Origin of the sequence: Pseudomonas sp. NPDC090233 (assembly GCF_044772285.1) — a bacterium.
Taxonomy (GTDB): domain Bacteria; phylum Pseudomonadota; class Gammaproteobacteria; order Pseudomonadales; family Pseudomonadaceae; genus Aquipseudomonas.
This window is the reverse complement of the sequence record NZ_JBIVYQ010000003.1, coordinates 103,147-117,566: the sequence shown is the minus strand read 5'-3', so window position 1 is coordinate 117,566 and position 14,420 is coordinate 103,147. Positions and strand designations below refer to the sequence as shown.

The 14,420-nt window shown below is 60.5% G+C and carries 16 protein-coding genes and 1 pseudogene; all 17 read left to right on the top strand.

Annotated features, from left to right (window positions below; translation table 11 throughout):
* Window positions 1–121 precede the first annotated feature (121 nt).
* The 17 genes and pseudogenes from ACIQUF_RS08675 to ACIQUF_RS08595 all read left to right on the top strand — a co-directional run bounded on the left by ACIQUF_RS08675 (window position 122) and on the right by ACIQUF_RS08595 (window position 14,399).
* On the top strand, window positions 122–868 hold the full coding sequence (locus tag ACIQUF_RS08675; RefSeq protein WP_403130584.1) for a helix-turn-helix transcriptional regulator: 747 nt from the start codon (window positions 122–124) through the stop codon (window positions 866–868).
* A gap of 463 nt (window positions 869–1,331) precedes the next feature.
* On the top strand, window positions 1,332–1,670 hold the full coding sequence (locus tag ACIQUF_RS08670; protein ID WP_403130581.1) for a phage holin family protein: 339 nt from the start codon (window positions 1,332–1,334) through the stop codon (window positions 1,668–1,670).
* 11 nt (window positions 1,671–1,681) lie between these two features.
* Window positions 1,682–2,179: a hypothetical protein gene (locus ACIQUF_RS08665; protein WP_403130580.1), complete on the top strand. Its 498-nt coding sequence runs from the start codon at window positions 1,682–1,684 to the stop codon at window positions 2,177–2,179.
* Entirely contained in the window at window positions 2,176–2,736 is a 561-nt protein-coding gene (locus tag ACIQUF_RS08660; protein WP_403130577.1) for a phage baseplate assembly protein V, read from the top strand. Before ACIQUF_RS08665 ends, ACIQUF_RS08660 begins: the two co-directional genes overlap by 4 nt.
* Before the next feature lie 87 nt (window positions 2,737–2,823).
* Complete coding sequence (locus tag ACIQUF_RS08655; RefSeq protein WP_403130574.1) at window positions 2,824–3,150, top strand: GPW/gp25 family protein; 327 nt, start codon at window positions 2,824–2,826, stop codon at window positions 3,148–3,150.
* The gene (locus ACIQUF_RS08650; RefSeq protein ID WP_403130571.1) at window positions 3,147–4,028 is read left to right on the top strand and encodes a baseplate J/gp47 family protein; all 882 of its coding nucleotides are present in this window, start codon (window positions 3,147–3,149) and stop codon (window positions 4,026–4,028) included. The genes ACIQUF_RS08655 and ACIQUF_RS08650 overlap by 4 nt, the downstream gene beginning before the upstream one ends.
* A 1-nt stretch (window position 4,029) precedes the next feature.
* A complete protein-coding gene (locus tag ACIQUF_RS08645) occupies window positions 4,030–4,638 on the top strand; it encodes a phage tail protein I (protein ID WP_403130569.1) in 609 nt (202 codons plus the stop codon).
* Window positions 4,631–5,428, top strand: a pseudogene (locus ACIQUF_RS08640) (phage tail protein); the annotation flags it as partial. The gene ACIQUF_RS08645 and the pseudogene ACIQUF_RS08640, both read left to right, overlap by 8 nt.
* The gene (locus ACIQUF_RS08635; RefSeq protein ID WP_403131382.1) at window positions 5,429–7,558 is read left to right on the top strand and encodes a phage tail protein; all 2,130 of its coding nucleotides are present in this window, start codon (window positions 5,429–5,431) and stop codon (window positions 7,556–7,558) included.
* A gap of 10 nt (window positions 7,559–7,568) precedes the next feature.
* Window positions 7,569–8,279 (top strand): tail fiber assembly protein, encoded by a 711-nt coding sequence (locus ACIQUF_RS08630; protein ID WP_403130566.1) that lies wholly within the window; start codon window positions 7,569–7,571, stop codon window positions 8,277–8,279.
* Between the two features lie 71 nt (window positions 8,280–8,350).
* Window positions 8,351–9,517, top strand: a complete 1,167-nt coding sequence (locus ACIQUF_RS08625; RefSeq protein WP_403130564.1) for a phage tail sheath subtilisin-like domain-containing protein — start codon at window positions 8,351–8,353, stop codon at window positions 9,515–9,517.
* Window positions 9,518–9,530: 13 nt separating this feature from the next.
* Window positions 9,531–10,040: a phage major tail tube protein gene (locus ACIQUF_RS08620; RefSeq protein ID WP_403130561.1), complete on the top strand. Its 510-nt coding sequence runs from the start codon at window positions 9,531–9,533 to the stop codon at window positions 10,038–10,040.
* A gap of 10 nt (window positions 10,041–10,050) precedes the next feature.
* Window positions 10,051–10,353, top strand: coding sequence for a phage tail assembly protein (locus tag ACIQUF_RS08615; RefSeq protein WP_403130559.1), 303 nt, complete (start codon window positions 10,051–10,053; stop codon window positions 10,351–10,353).
* Window positions 10,354–10,478: 125 nt separating this feature from the next.
* Window positions 10,479–12,323 carry a hypothetical protein gene (locus ACIQUF_RS08610; protein WP_403130557.1) on the top strand — a complete coding sequence of 615 codons (1,845 nt, stop codon included), beginning with the start codon at window positions 10,479–10,481 and terminating at the stop codon, window positions 12,321–12,323.
* Between the two features lie 10 nt (window positions 12,324–12,333).
* Window positions 12,334–13,179, top strand: coding sequence for a phage tail protein (locus ACIQUF_RS08605; RefSeq protein ID WP_403130555.1), 846 nt, complete (start codon window positions 12,334–12,336; stop codon window positions 13,177–13,179).
* A complete protein-coding gene (locus ACIQUF_RS08600; RefSeq protein ID WP_403130552.1) occupies window positions 13,154–13,360 on the top strand; it encodes a tail protein X in 207 nt (68 codons plus the stop codon). The genes ACIQUF_RS08605 and ACIQUF_RS08600 overlap by 26 nt, the downstream gene beginning before the upstream one ends.
* 4 nt (window positions 13,361–13,364) lie before the next feature.
* Complete coding sequence (locus ACIQUF_RS08595; protein WP_403130550.1) at window positions 13,365–14,399, top strand: phage late control D family protein; 1,035 nt, start codon at window positions 13,365–13,367, stop codon at window positions 14,397–14,399.
* The last annotated feature ends 21 nt before the right edge of the window (window positions 14,400–14,420 follow it).

Genomic DNA, 14,420 nt, shown 5'->3' with positions numbered 1-14,420 from the left:
GTGATCTGGTTGGCGATTGTGAAACCGGCAATGGTACAGGCTTTTTCACCCGGATGCAGGCAGCACCATCGGGCATGCACGCTTACCTGATGCATTGCATTTCGGCTGATCCCCCGTCATTATGCAGCTTATGCAAAAACGCAACGTAGCTACCGTACTTAGAGAACTGCTCGACCGCCACGGCTTGTCTCCGACAGAGCTGCACCGGCGCACGGGCGTGCCTCAATCCACCCTGTCGCGGATCCTCGGCGAGAAAATCGTCGACCCTTCGGATAAACACGTGTCGAAGATCGCCGACTATTTCGGCGTCAGCACCGAGCAACTGCGCGGCCGTGCCGAGCTCGGCGCATCGCGCGAGGCGGCATTGCCGGCGCACGGTCATGCGGACCTCAGCGACATCAGCCTGTGGGACGATGAAACGCCCGTCGAGGACGACGAGGTGTCGGTCCCCTTTCTTCGTGAGGTCGAATTGGCAGCAGGATCAGGAAGATTCGTCATCGAGGAAAGCGAGCGTGCGCGCCTGCGCTTTGGCAAGCGGAGCCTGCGCCACAATGGCGTGCAGTTCGACCAGGCCAAATGCGTGACGGTGCGCGGCAACAGCATGCTGCCGGTGCTGCGCGACGGTGCGACGGTCGGGGTCAACACCGGCAAGTGTTCGATCGGCGATATCATCGATGGCGACCTTTACGCCATCAATCACAACGGCCAGTTGCGGGTGAAGCAGGTCTACCGGCTACCTACCGGCATCCGCCTGCGCAGCTTCAACCGCGATGAGCACCCCGATGAGGACTACAGTTTCCAGCAGATGCAGGAGGAGCAGATCAGCTTGCTAGGCCATGTGTTCTGGTGGGGCATGTACGCCCGCTGACCGCTCCTTCGAATGGAAAACCCGCTCCGGCGGGTTTTTTTTCGTCTGGAGAAAAGCCCTACAACCCTTGGCGCTAAAGGATTTCATGCGTTTGCGCAAAATCAAGCGCATAGAAATTTGAAGAAATGCATTGACTGCATATGCACGAATGCATAGCCTGTGTCTCAAGCCGGACGGAAACCGGTTGTTACACAGGCAGCGATGAACAGGCCTCAACTGTTCAGAGGGTTGGCAACTGGCCCGGGTGTGCAGCGTAAAGCACCACGAACAGTTATCCGGCGGGCAGGTGGCCGCGGTCGGAATCACCAATTTGTAGCGGAACTGCATGGCGTCACCAGTCGTGGCCTGCAGTTCGACAACGCATTACTGAAAAGCCTGGCAACCGGGCTTTTTGGAATGTCGAGTTCAACAACAACCCAGCCTGCAGGCAACTGCCGACAGGCTTCACACAGGAGACAGGACAGTGACGAACGAGCAACAAGCGTTGCTGGAGATGCCGCTCTGGCTGGTAATCGTCCTGGCATTGCTGGGCGGCCTCAGTGGCGAAATGTGGCGGGCAGACAAGGCGGGCGCCACCGGCTGGTCACTGCTCAGGCGGCTGGCGTTGCGTTCCGGGGCCTGCATGGTCTGCGGGGTGTCGACGGTAATGCTGCTGTATGCCGGCGGCCTGTCGATCTGGGCGGCCAGCGCCTTTGGTTGCCTGACCGCAGTGGGCGGGGCCGATGTGGCTATGCGTCTCTACGAACGCTGGGCGATCAAGCGCTTGGGCTTGCGTGACGCCGCCCCAAGCGACGAGCGATAAGGAGGATATGCATGAGCGAATTAGCCACGTTGCATGCAGCAGTAACCGCAACCATCCGTGAGGCGATACCGGATCTGGCGTCTGTAGATGCTTATACAACTGTAGGAAATGCTCCTGAGCGCCCGGCATTGCGCCATGGCATCGTGCGCATGACCGCCGATGCCGCGCCGCGTGACGGCCGCTCGGTACTGGTCGCCACGTTCGAGGCGGACATCACCGCCGACAGCGCCAATCCAGAGGCCCGCCTGCAAGGCAGTCTGCTGGCCGCGCAACTGATGGACCTGTTGCGCCAGCAGCATTGGGCGCTGGATTACGTGGAAGCCAGCCGCAATGTGCAGGCGCAGTTCGAGGGCAGCGCCTGGACGGTGCGCTGGGACCAGCCGGTGTTGCTCGGTGAGCCGCGCTGGCCTTGGCCAGACCAGCCGCCAGGCAGCCTGGTGCTGGGTTTCGCGCCGGACATCGGTTTGGGCAACGAAGGCCATTACCAGGCACCTGAGGACTTTGCATGAGTTACGTCAGTGCTATGCATGACCGCATGCTGGCATGCCTGCTGATCCCCTGTCGGGTGGTGGCGGTCGACCTTGCCGCTGCCCGCGTGCGGGTTTCCGATGGCAGTGGCTGGACAAGTGCCTGGTTGCGCTGGCATGCGCTGGCTGCAGGCAAGGCTCGGCATTGGCGGGCACCCAGCCTGGGCGAGCAGGGCGTGTTGCTCAGCCCCAGTGGCGAGCCTGCCCAGGGCACCTTCATTCCCGGCCTTTATGGCGACGCCGGCAATCCGCCAGACCTGCGCGAGCATGCCGAAACCTGGCAGTTCGACGATGGCGGTTCGCTGACTTACGACTGGCAGGCGCGGCGTTACGACATCCACTTGCCCAGCGGCACTGCCAGCATCAAGGTCGGTGCCAGCACCGTGGAGGTCAGCGATGGCGCCATCAGCTTGCAGGCTAGCGCAATCAGCCTCACCGGCAACGTCACCCTCGACGGGCCGCTGCGTGTCAGCGGCGACATCAACGGCGGCGGGCGGATCATCGACACCGCTGGCAACACCGCCAACCACAAGCATTGAACCTAGCCCGCGACTGCGGGCTTTTTCATCTCAGGAGATTGCCATGCACATCCATCAACTGGACGCGGGCACAGCGGGAGGTGCGCCATGATCGGGATGGACCGCCGCACTGGACAGCCTTTGGCCGGCATCGCCCATCTACGCCAATCCATAGAAGACATTCTGACCACACCGCTGGGCAGCCGGCGCATGCGTCCTGAATACGGCAGCCAACTGCGCCGCTTTGTCGACCTGCCTGTCAATGAGGGCTGGAAAAGCGCCGTTCAGGCTGAAGTCGCCCGGGCCTTGGGCCGCTGGGAGCCACGGCTGGAGCTGCAGCGGGTCAAGGTGGTGGCCGTGCTCGACGGCCAGGTCAACCTGGCTTTGAGTGGTCGTTACCTGGGCGATGACGCTCTTCTGGAGGTCAGCGTATGAGTCAGGTCGACCTGTCTAAACTGCCAGCACCGCAGCTGCTGGAAGATCTCGATTTCGAAACCCTTTACCAGGCTGACCTCGACACTTTTCAGGCATACCTTGGGGAAGGCTGGACAGCCAACCTCGAGAGCGATCCGGTGACCAAGCTTCTGGAGGTCGGCGCCTACCGCAAGCTGCTCAACCGCGCCCGTATCAACGACGCCGCCAAGGCGCTGCTGCTGGCGTATGCCCAAGGCAGCGACCTGGATCAGTTGGCGGCGAATGTCAGTGTACAAAGGCTGGTGATTCAGGCCGAAGACCTTGCCAGCGTGCCGCCCACCGCAGCATTGCTGGAATCCGACGACGCCCTGCGTGAGCGCGTCCAGCTGGTCTACGAAGGCCTGACCACGGCGGGCCCACGCAACAGCTACATCCTGCATGCCCGCAACGCTTCGGGGCAGGTGGCTGACGCCACCGCCGAAAGCCCGTCGCCGGCCGTGGTGGATGTCACGGTGCTGAGCCTGGAGGGCAACGGCACGGCCAGTGCCGCGTTGCTCGCACAGGTTGGCGCTTATCTCAATGACGACGATATCCGCCCGGTGGCCGACCGGCTCAATGTCCGCAGCGCTGTAGTGCTGCCGTACCGCATCGATGCCGTGTTGTACCTGGCTGATAGCGGCCCTGAATACGAAGCGATCCTTGCCGAGTGCCAGCGCCGGTTGGAAGCCTGGATCAATCCCCGACGACGTCTGGGTGTGGAAGTATCCCGTTCAGGTATCGATGCCCAGTTGCACATCGACGGCGTCAGCCGGGTAGAGCTGAGCGACTGGGCCGACATTCGCCCGAGCAAGGCCCAGGCCGCCTGGTGCACTGGCTTCTCGCTCAAGCGTGGAGGCTGACATGCAGAGCCTGTTGCCGCTCAACCACACCCCGCTGGAGCGGGCCATCGAGGTGGCCGCCGACGAAGACCTCAAGGTCAGCCTGCGCCAGCTCTATAACCCTGACACGTGCCCGCCACATCTGCTTTATCAACTGGCCTGGGCCTGGTCGGTGGACCGCTGGGAGGACAGCTGGAGCGACGCGATCAAGCGCTCGGTGATCCGCTCGGCATTCTTCGTCCATGCCCACAAAGGCACCCTCGGTGCGCTGCGGCGGGTGGTGGAGCCGTTCGGTTACCTGATCGAAGTGGAGGAATGGTGGCAAGCCACGCCGCCTGCGACCGCCGGCACGTTCGCCTTGAAGATCGGCGTCTCCGATGCCGGCATCAGCGAAAGCACCTACCAGGAACTGTCGTCGCTGATCGACGACGCCCGCCCAGTCAGCCGCCATCTGAGCGGCCTGGTGATCAGCCTCGAAAGCCGTGGCGCCGTGCACATCGGCTGCGCGATCCAGGACGGCGACGAACTGGACATCTACCCGCTGGCGCCACGTGACATCGAGGTCATTGGCGCCATCGGTCGCGGTGGCCGCGAACATACAATCGATACCTTGGACATTGCACATGGTTGACCAGACTTCTCAGTTCTACGCCATCCTCACCAACGTGGGCGCGGCGAAACAAGCCAACGCGGATGCCTTGGGCATTGCGTGGAAAATCACCCAGATGGGCGTCGGCGATGCCAACGGCACCGACCCCACACCCAACGCCACCCAGAGCAGCCTGATCAACGAATGGCGCCGTGCGCCGCTGAATCAACTGAAGGTGGACGACAAGAACAGCGCCATCATCATCGCCGAGCAGGTCATCCCGGCAGATGTCGGCGGCAAGTGGATTCGCGAAATCGCGCTTTATGACGCCGACGGCGACATGGTCGCCGTGGCCAACTGCGCGCCCACCTACAAACCGCTGCTCAGCCAGGGCTCGGGGCGTACCCAGGTGGTGCGGATGAACCTGGTGGTCAGCAGCGCCAGCAATGTACAGCTGAAGATCGACCCGGCGGTGGTGCTGGCTACCCGCGAGTGGGTGACAGAGGAACTGGCCAAACAGGATTTCAAGCATTCGGTGCTGGCTGCTACCACGGGCAATATTGAGTTGAGTGGTATTCAGACGGTTGACGGCGTGGCGTTGACTGCAGGCGCACGGGTGTTGGTCAAAAATCAAACTTCCAGCAAGGATAATGGAATCTACACCGTTGTCCTTGGAGCGGCGTGGGCTCGTTGTGCCGATGCTGACACGAGCACAAAGGTAACACCAGGTCTGCTTATCTTGGTGGAAAAGGGCACTGCGAACAGTGATAGCGCCTGGCAACTGGTGACTGATTCAGTTGTTAATCTGGGTGTTACAGGCTTGACCTTTGAAATGGCGTTCGGTCGCACAGGAGTAGCTGCAGGGACGTACCGCAGTGTACAGGTAGACAAGTATGGACGGGTCGTGTCTGCAACCAATCCGAGCACAGTTGCAGGTTACGGTATCACCGATGTTTATACCAAAGCCGAAACTTTTACCAAGGCCGAAGTTACTCAAGCCATCGCAACTTCAGTAGCCAGTGCCGTGGCCGGCCTGGTGGATTCATCACCTGGCGCACTCGATACGCTGAAAGAACTGGCCACGGCTATCGGTAATGATCCGAACTTTGCCAATACTGTGCTCAACGAATTGGCAAAAAAAGCGCCACTTGTTTCGCCCAAGCTGTCGGGTACGCCAGAAGCACCCACCGCGGCTGTGGGTACCAACACAAATCAGATAGCCACGATGGCAGCGTTGTTGCAGGGCATGGCGTCATTTGGCCTTGGCAGCAGTGCAGTACCGACTATCAGTGATTTCAATGCTCCAGTGACGACTGGGTTTTTCAAGGCTGTAGGCTCTGCAGTTAATTCACCCTATCCAAGCGCGGCGAACACAATTCTGCTTTTGAATATCCAGTATTCGACCACTGCCAGTTTTCAGATTGCAGGTGTGGCGACGTCCACCCAGGCAAATATGAAACTGTTCTGGCGAGGCCGGAATTCTACTTTTGCAGAATGGCGGGATGTTGCTACTTCGGAGTCTCCCATCTTCACGGGAAACCCCACTGCACCGACTGCTGCAGTGGGTGATAACGACACCAGTATTGCCACCACAGCATTCGTACAGTCAGCCATCAAGGTATTCGGCATTGGCTCTATTTCCCCGACGTATGTCACCGATATCGACGACCCGACCTTGAGTAATGGCCTGTTTGGAATTGGGACTGCAACAGTTTCTGGAACGAAACCTGCGGGGATTAACTGGGCGCTGCTGTCTGTTACTGGTCGGAATAATTTATCAGGTGCTCAGGGGCGTATTGTTCAAACACTTTATGGTACGGATACAGTTAATGCCAGGGTGTTTGCCCGTTCATACTTCGGAGCTAGCAATTGGTCGGAATGGCGGGAAACGGCCTACCTTGATTCGCCGTCTTTTACCGGTGATCCAAAAGCGCCTACACCGTCTGCGGGTGATAACGATACCAGCATTGCGACGACCGCCTTCGTACAAACAGCGTTACAATCTTTGCGAAACGGACTGGTAGAGCCGCGAGGTTACATTGCGTCGGTCAATATCAGTGCAGACACCGTACTTAATGGTGGTTCCACTGGCACTCTCTATCGGGTAACTGCATCAAATCTGACGATCACGTTACCTGAAGGAAGCGGAATTATAAACGGGCGTACAATTGCCCTACGAAATGAAAGCACTGGCCAATTAACGTTAAAAGCCACTTCTGGGACGCTGCGCTGGGCTGCCGCGATGTCTGGAACATCCCTGCCATTAGCAGCAAATGAATCGGTCGAACTGGTGTCCGCTGGTAATGACTGGATTGTTAATAATCGCTCAAAATTGGTGGAGTCAGCGCCGTTAGACTCACCTTCCTTTGCCGGCTCTCCGCGGGCGATTTCACCACCCGCTTCAGATTCGTCAACCCGCCTTGCAACTACTAACTTTGTGTCAACCGCCATCAATGATTTTGGTGTCCCGCCAGGGATGGTGGGCTACTTTGCGATGGCTTCTCCACCCACTGGTTGGCTCAAGCGGAACGGAGCAGTTGTATCACGTACCACCTATGCCCGTCTGTTTGCCGCAATCGGAACTACGTTCGGGGCTGGTGACGGCTCGACGACATTCAGCCTGCCCGATGCGCGCGGTAGCTTCGACCGCGGTTGGGACGACGGCCGCAATCTAGATAAAGGACGTACCTTCGGTTCGCCTCAGCAAAGCGCAAACCTGAGTCATGGCCATGGTGCATCGATGTCGAGTGCTGGTGGTCATTCCCACACGATAAACGTGAAGCTTGATCGCGGGCCTGGCACCGATGGAAACGCGATCTTTGGTGATGAGCCGTATTACGGAGAGGGGGTGTTGGGGACGGATGTGGCCGGTGCACATACGCACACGATTACTGTAAGCGCTTCTGGTGAGAATGAGGCCCGACCCTACAACGTTGCCTATCTAGCTTGCATCAAATATTGAGGGTCAATAAATGTCTAATACTTTACTGGTCGAAGACGTGATAGCAGAGAGCGAAGAACCTGTAGAGGCGAGTTGGTGGTTGCAACCTGGCGTAGTTGTTCCAGTTTTGTGCTCAGTCAACCCTGATGGTGAATTTGTTGGCACTGTAACAGCTGATCCAAGTCCGCTTGAACCTGGGACTTGGTTGTTGCCCGCGCATAGTTATGCTATCGAATTACCTGAAATTCAAGACGGCTTTGCTCCCGTTATTGGCCTCAATGGTGCAATTTGGCAGCAGGTTGAAGATCATCGAGGGGCAACGGTCTACAGTACCCAAACGCGTGAAGCCCAGGTTTGGCAAACGTTGGGGGCACTTCCCATTGACTTGACTCTTCAGGAACCGAACACGCAGTTCGATGTTTGGGTCGACGGAGGTTGGAAGGTCGATCAGGCTGCTCAAAATGCCGTCCTTTACCAAAATATGTTGCACAAGCGAGACCTGCTTAGCCAGTTCGCTTCTTATCGCATCAATCCTTTACAGGATGCTGTTGACCTCAATCTTGCAACGGATGACGAGCAAACAGCTTTGAAAGCCTGGAAAGAATACCGTATTGATCTGGCACGTCTGCAGCTAGATGCCAAGTCTTCCCCGATAGATACGTGGCCGCTGAGTCCGGATGAGCCTGCTTTGCTTGACTGGTTATCTAAGCAACGTATTGAGCCTGCTGAGTTTTCTGAATAAAGATTCCCGCACAGCGGTTTTTTTTCAAAACGACCTCTAACTGAGGCGTACCCATCTTGGAGTTTAATTCTATGACTGGATTCTTCCACGGCGTCACCGTCACCAACGTCGACACCGGCGCCCGCAGCATCGCGCTGCCTTCCTCCTCGATCATCGGCCTGGTCGACACCTTCACCGAAGGCCCTGGCGCCACCGCCAAGGCCAACGACCTGGTGCTGATCACCAGCGAACGCGAAGCCGTCGCCGCCTTCGGCGAAAACGCGGCCATCACCAAGGCCTGCCGGGCCATCTACACCCGCGCCAAGGCAGTCATCGTCGCCTGTGGCGTGGCCAAGCTCGAAGACGCCGCCGAGCAGACCTCGGCGATCATCGGCACCGTGCAGGCCGACGGCAAGCGCACCGGCCTGCAAGCGCTGCTCGACGGCAAGAGCCGTTTCAACGCCCAGCCGCGTCTGCTGGCGGCACCGCGCCACAGCGCCACTCAGGCAGTTGGCACCGCATTGGTGGCGCTGGCCGACAAGCTGCGCGGTATCGCCATCATCGATGGCCCTAATACCACCGACGAAGCGGCCATCGCCTACGCCAAGAATTTTGGTGCCAAGCGCGCCTTCCTGGTCGACCCGGGTGTGCAGCACTGGGACAACGGCGAGGAAGCCACTGTCGACGCGCCGGGCTCGGCCTGGGTCGCCGGCCTGTTCGCCTGGACCGACAGCGAGTACGGCTTCTGGGCCTCGCCATCGAACAAGGAATTCGTCGGCATCACCGGCACCACCCGCCCGGTCGAGTTCCTCGATGGCGACGACAGCTGCCGCGCCAACCTGCTGAACAACGCCAACATCGCCACCATCATCCGCGACGATGGCTTCCGCCTGTGGGGCAACCGCACGTTGTCGAGCGACCCGAAATGGGCCTTCGTCACCCGTGTGCGGACCATGGACATCGTCATGGACGCGATCCTCTATGGGCACAAGTGGGCGGTCGACCGTTCGATCACCGCGACCTATGTGAAGGATGTCACCGAAGGCCTGCAGGCCTTCATGCGCGACCTGAAGAACCAGGGCGCGATCATCAACTTCGAGGTCTTCGCCGACCCGGAACTAAACACCGCCAGCCAGCTCGAGCAGGGCAAGGTCTATTGGAACATCCGCTTCACCGACGTGCCGCCTGCCGAAAACCCCAATTTCCGCGTTGAAGTCACTAACCAGTGGCTGACCGAAGTCCTCGATTCCGCCGCTTAAGGAGCGCATTTACATGGCAATGATTCCCGAAACCCTGGCCAACCTGAACCTGTTCGTCGATGGCGTCAGCTTCCAGGGCGATGTACCCAGCCTGACCTTGCCCAAACTCACCCTGAAGATGGAAGAACACCGCCCCGGCGGCATGGACATGCCGGTCGAAATGGACCTGGGCATGGAGAAGCAGGAAGCCGCTTTCACCACCACCGGCGTGCGCCGGGAGGCCCTGAAGTTCTTCGGCCTGGCCGATGGCAGTGGTTTCAACGGCACCTTCCGCGGTGCCTTCAAAGGCCTTAAGGGCAAGATCACCCCGGTGGTGGTCAGCCTGCGGGGCACGCTCAAGGAAATCGACATGGGCGACTGGAAGTCGGGCGACAAGGCCGAGATCAAGCACAGTGTCGGCCTGAGCTACTACAAGTTGGAGGTCGACGGGCGCCTGGTGTACGAGATCGACGCACTGGGCATGAAGCGCGTGATCGACGGCGTCGACCAACTGGCCGCCCAGCGCGCTGCGCTTGGCCTGTAAGGAGGCAACCATGGCTCAAGCGAAAAAGCAGCCGCAGTGGCTGACCCTGAGTGACGAGCGCGTCACCGTGCGCCTGTCCCGCGCCAGCGAGGCCAATGGCGTGCAGGTCGACAGCCTGACGCTGCGCGCGCCCACTGTTCGCGATATCCGCAATGCTCAGGCCGGCGGCAGCGCTGACGACGAGCAGCGCGAGCTGAATTTGTTCGCGTCGCTGGCCGAGGTCGGTATCAAGGACCTCGAAGGCCTCGCCCTGAAGGACTACAGCCGCCTGCAGGCCGGGTACTTTCGCCTGGTCCAGGACGACGAACTTTGACCCGGCCCGGCAGAAGGCCGCCGCTCGGCGGCTGGCCAAGGAGCTGAACTTTTCCGCGAGCGAAATCATGACCATGTCGTTCAGCGACATGGTCTGGTGGCTCACTGAGTGATAGGAAGGAAAGGATGGCGAACAGATCCGCAGCAACGGATGCGTCGCAACAGCCACGCTCCGACCCCGAACATGATCAGGTCAACCTCGCACAGGTGTTCAGTCATCAGAACCGAATTCTCGGGCGCGTTGTTCAATCGCTGAGGCAAAGAGCGCCTCAGCCGTCGCAAGCCGAATCGCCCATTGCCGAGCCTGTTGAAGATGGGGCCGATGAGGCCGTGGCGCAGAGCAGGAAGGTCCAGGCCAACGCTGTTGTCGAGCCGCTTTCGTCAAGGGCTGCGTCCAGAGCGCGAGCTTCACCTCTCGAGCCGGATGATTACCCTCTGGGCGCTGATGCTATGCCTTCGACGGAGCCGGGCCACGGTGCCCGGCGACGCGGCTCGCAGGCGCTCGGCGCGGGAACGGCGGCATTTCGAGAAGGTAGGCTGGATGCGCTACTGAAACTAGGTACCACCGCTGCGACCGCTTCGACTGCGCAAGATTGGGGTGAAGGGCTGGGCGGTGCGGTTGGAGGACTTGCAGGAAGTGCGCTTGGGGCGGCAGTAAGCAAATACGCGGGCAAGAATGTCGAGTACGGGAAGGTGGTTGGCGGTTTCTTCGGCGACAAGGCCGGGGCGGCACTGGGTAAACGTCTGGCACCTGAACCTGAATCGGATATTGCGAGTGAAGCTGGCGCGGCAACGACTACCACGCCTCACGCCGCCACTGAAGCCTTGCCGGGCTCCATTGAGAAAGATCTGCTGGCAGGGGTGGGCATCGGCTCCGTTGCGGGCATTCACGCAATCGGAAAAGACGTTTCAGTGCCGAGTTGGAGAAAGCTACAGGGTTGGTTGGGCAACAACAGTCCGGCGGCCAATGAACCTTCTCCCCTCGGCGCAGATGCAGGCCCTTCGCCTACGGATATCGGCAAGCGTCCACCGCCCTGGAAGACGGTCGGCGAGGTCCTCAAGGATGAGGGGAAAAATGTCTTGCTGGAGGCGGTACTGAAGGCGGGCCATACCTACGCGACCGCGACGACGGCAGAGCAGGCGTGGGCAGGCTATGGCGGTGCTGTAGGTGGCCTGATCGGCTCTGTTGGCGGTGCGGTAGTGGTCAAGAGATTCTTGCCCTTCATCAACCCGTCGATTGGCATGACCGTGGGTGGGACGCTGGGTGATGAGGCCGGTACCGCAGTGGGAGGATGGATCGGCCGGCAACTGGTCGGGGGCGATCGTCAGCCAGAGGTTCGTAAGCCATTGCCTGCCGTTTCGCTCCTCGACCCAGCCAAGCAGCGCGTCACGCCCGTTCCGAACCAGCCATTCGTTGACCTTCAGCTAGGGGCGCAAACCGGCAAGCGCCTGCTGTCATCACCCGAACTGGCGCGACAACAACCAGTGGAGCGTCGCCTGTTAACCCAGGTGTCACTGCTGGATCCGCTCAAGCATTCGCTCACCCCGTTGCCCAAGACGGAGTATGTCGATGAGCAGGTGAGTACCCGGATCACCCGGCACTTGCTGACACACGCAGCTGCGAGGCAGCAAAAAGCCGCCAAGCAGCCATCGCTGGCGCCTGTGTCGCTGCTCCGGCCTACCTCACGAGAAAGGTTGGATGAGGCGCCAGACGATCGACCGTTGCCCATGCGCGTGCCACCGCCCGCGACGGCGCTGCCAGAGCCTGCCAGCCTGCCCACCTCGCAAGCAAAAGAGCCTCAGCCGATAAACCACCATTACACCTTCAATACCAACATGCCGGTAACGGTTGATGGAAACCTGGATGATCCAGCGGTGATGCAGCGTTTGGAGGCGATGGTGCAACGCACGCTTCAAGAGCTGATCAGCCGTCAGGCGGCTACCCAGCTTTCCGATCCCATTTACGCCTGAGGATCTTTTCATGACTTATCTGGAACAGCTCCAAGGCGGGCTGCATGCCTTGGTCAGGGCGGGTGAGGAGGGGCGTCGGCGTGCCGACGCCATGCTCGACCCCATGAGCCAGGCGGTCGGCCATGCCAAGGAGGCAGCCGCCGAACTGGAAGCCTTGCCTTGGATCGGCCCGGACATTGGCAAGCGCCTGCAACGCACGATGCGCGCCATTGACTCGGCCAAGCAGCGCGTCGACAACGTCATTGGCAAATATGACCGTACCGTCGAGGTGGTGCGCAAGGTGCGCGATCAGGTCGACGCCTTCGATGAACACTTGGGCAAGGCTGGCGCGGCAATCCGCCGAGTGATCGGCGATGCACGTGCGGTGGCCAGCGGCGTGCTGTCGACCTTTGGTTTCGCGCCCGAGGCGACACCGGCGGCAGAGGCGATCAAACCGTTCCCGCATCTACTGGTACTGCAACCGCTCAAGGCGAATACGTCACCGTATTACTTCAATCTCGACACCGCTGCCTTCGACCAGCTACGCCGGCAAACCCGCTTTCGCTGGGCCGGCCAGGAGCGCCTGAGCCGCGACAGCGCGCAGCAGGCGGTAAGCCTGGGCGAAGAGAACATCAGTATCCGTGGTGCGATCTTTCCGGGCTTCAAAGGCGGCCTCGGCCAGTTGCAGGCGCTGCGCGGCATCGGCCGTCAACTGCTGCCGTTGTCGCTGACCACAGGCTACGGCGAAGTCCTCGGCACCTGGTGCCTGACCAGCATCGAGGAAGAGCAGGGCACCTTGCTGGCCGGCGGCATTCCTCGCAAACAAGGCTTCTCACTGGAGTTCGTCAGCTATGGGCAAGATCTGCAGAACATCTGAGGGCGACGTGCTCGACACCCTCTGCCACCACCACTACGGGCACCTCGACGGCAGTGTCGAAGCCGTGCTGCAAGCCAATCAAGGGCTGGCCGATGAACGCCAGCCGTTTCGCAGCGGGGTGATCATTCGCTTGCCTGACATGGCAGCGGCTGCGGCCAGCACCGTGCAGCTCTGGAGCTGATGCCATGCAACCGCAATTTCGCATCCAGGCCGATGGTCAGGACATCACGGCACTGATCAACGACCGCCTGCTGCTGCTGCGCACCACCGACGAACCCGGTATGGAATCCGACGATTTCGAGTTACACATCGATGCCCGTGACGGTGCCGTTGCGCTGCCTTCCCGGGGCGCGGTGATCGAGGTGCACCTGGGCTATTCCGGGCAACCGCTGACCCTGGTGGGCCGTTACACGGTGGATGAGGTCGAGCTGTCCGGCCCGCCCGATACCCTGGTAATACGCGGCAAGGCCAGTGACTTGCGTGGCAGCGGCAGGACCATTCGCAGCGGCAGCTGGGAGGCGGTAGCTTTGCAAAGCATCGTCGCCGAAATCGGCGCGCGCAACGGCTGGCAGGCGATCTGCCCAGTGACCAGCCAGGTGCCGCGGATCGATCAGTACAACGAGTCGGACTTCAATTTCATCACCCGCCTGGCCCGTCAGTACGACTGCACCGCCAAGCTCGCCAATGGCCAATTGCTGGTGCTGCCGCGCCAGGCGGGGCACAGCGCCAGCGGCCAGCCACTGGACGTGGCCAGCATTGCCCGCAGCGACGTTAGCGAATGGCATTTTCGCCTGGATGACAAGGCCGCGCGCAAGGCTGTGCGCACCCGCTATCAGGACAGTGCCAGCGGTGTGCTGAAAACGGTCGAGTTGGGCGGCTACGAAGCGCCTGAGGAGGGCCGGCCAGTGCATATCGATCGTCATCTCTATCCAAATCGCGCCGCCGCCGAACAGGCCGCCAGGGCGCGTTTGGCCAATTTCAACCGTGCGACCGCCAAGGTGCGCCTCGACTTGCCCGGACGCACCGACCTGTTCGCCGAACGTAGCATCGACCTGCACGGTTTTGTCGTCGGCCTCGATGGCCACTACCAGATCGATTCCGTGGAGCAGGTGTTCACCGGCTCCGGCTGGCGTACCACGGTGCAAGGCAATGGTGGCAAGGCGGGCAAGGTGCAGGCCAAGGGTGCTGCGTCACGACGGGGAGCTGCGATCAAGGCTTGAGCAGCTGATACCCAGGAAACA

Excerpts from the sequence above, each read along its gene's own strand:
- ACIQUF_RS08600 (WP_403130552.1), top strand. The coding sequence starts at position 13,154 with ATGGGCAAGATCTGCAGAACATCTGAGGGCGACGTGCTCGACACCCTC.
- ACIQUF_RS08620 (WP_403130561.1), top strand. The coding sequence starts at position 9,531 with ATGGCAATGATTCCCGAAACCCTGGCCAACCTGAACCTGTTCGTCGAT.
- ACIQUF_RS08650 (WP_403130571.1), top strand. The coding sequence starts at position 3,147 with ATGAGTCAGGTCGACCTGTCTAAACTGCCAGCACCGCAGCTGCTGGAA.
- ACIQUF_RS08610 (WP_403130557.1), top strand. The coding sequence starts at position 10,479 with ATGGCGAACAGATCCGCAGCAACGGATGCGTCGCAACAGCCACGCTCC.
- ACIQUF_RS08635 (WP_403131382.1), top strand. The coding sequence starts at position 5,429 with ATGGCGTTCGGTCGCACAGGAGTAGCTGCAGGGACGTACCGCAGTGTA.
- ACIQUF_RS08675 (WP_403130584.1), top strand. The coding sequence starts at position 122 with ATGCAGCTTATGCAAAAACGCAACGTAGCTACCGTACTTAGAGAACTG.
- ACIQUF_RS08595 (WP_403130550.1), top strand. The coding sequence starts at position 13,365 with ATGCAACCGCAATTTCGCATCCAGGCCGATGGTCAGGACATCACGGCA.
- ACIQUF_RS08660 (WP_403130577.1), top strand. The coding sequence starts at position 2,176 with ATGAGTTACGTCAGTGCTATGCATGACCGCATGCTGGCATGCCTGCTG.
- ACIQUF_RS08645 (WP_403130569.1), top strand. The coding sequence starts at position 4,030 with ATGCAGAGCCTGTTGCCGCTCAACCACACCCCGCTGGAGCGGGCCATC.
- ACIQUF_RS08615 (WP_403130559.1), top strand. The coding sequence starts at position 10,051 with ATGGCTCAAGCGAAAAAGCAGCCGCAGTGGCTGACCCTGAGTGACGAG.
- ACIQUF_RS08665 (WP_403130580.1), top strand. The coding sequence starts at position 1,682 with ATGAGCGAATTAGCCACGTTGCATGCAGCAGTAACCGCAACCATCCGT.
- ACIQUF_RS08625 (WP_403130564.1), top strand. The coding sequence starts at position 8,351 with ATGACTGGATTCTTCCACGGCGTCACCGTCACCAACGTCGACACCGGC.
- ACIQUF_RS08655 (WP_403130574.1), top strand. The coding sequence starts at position 2,824 with ATGATCGGGATGGACCGCCGCACTGGACAGCCTTTGGCCGGCATCGCC.
- ACIQUF_RS08630 (WP_403130566.1), top strand. The coding sequence starts at position 7,569 with ATGTCTAATACTTTACTGGTCGAAGACGTGATAGCAGAGAGCGAAGAA.
- ACIQUF_RS08605 (WP_403130555.1), top strand. The coding sequence starts at position 12,334 with ATGACTTATCTGGAACAGCTCCAAGGCGGGCTGCATGCCTTGGTCAGG.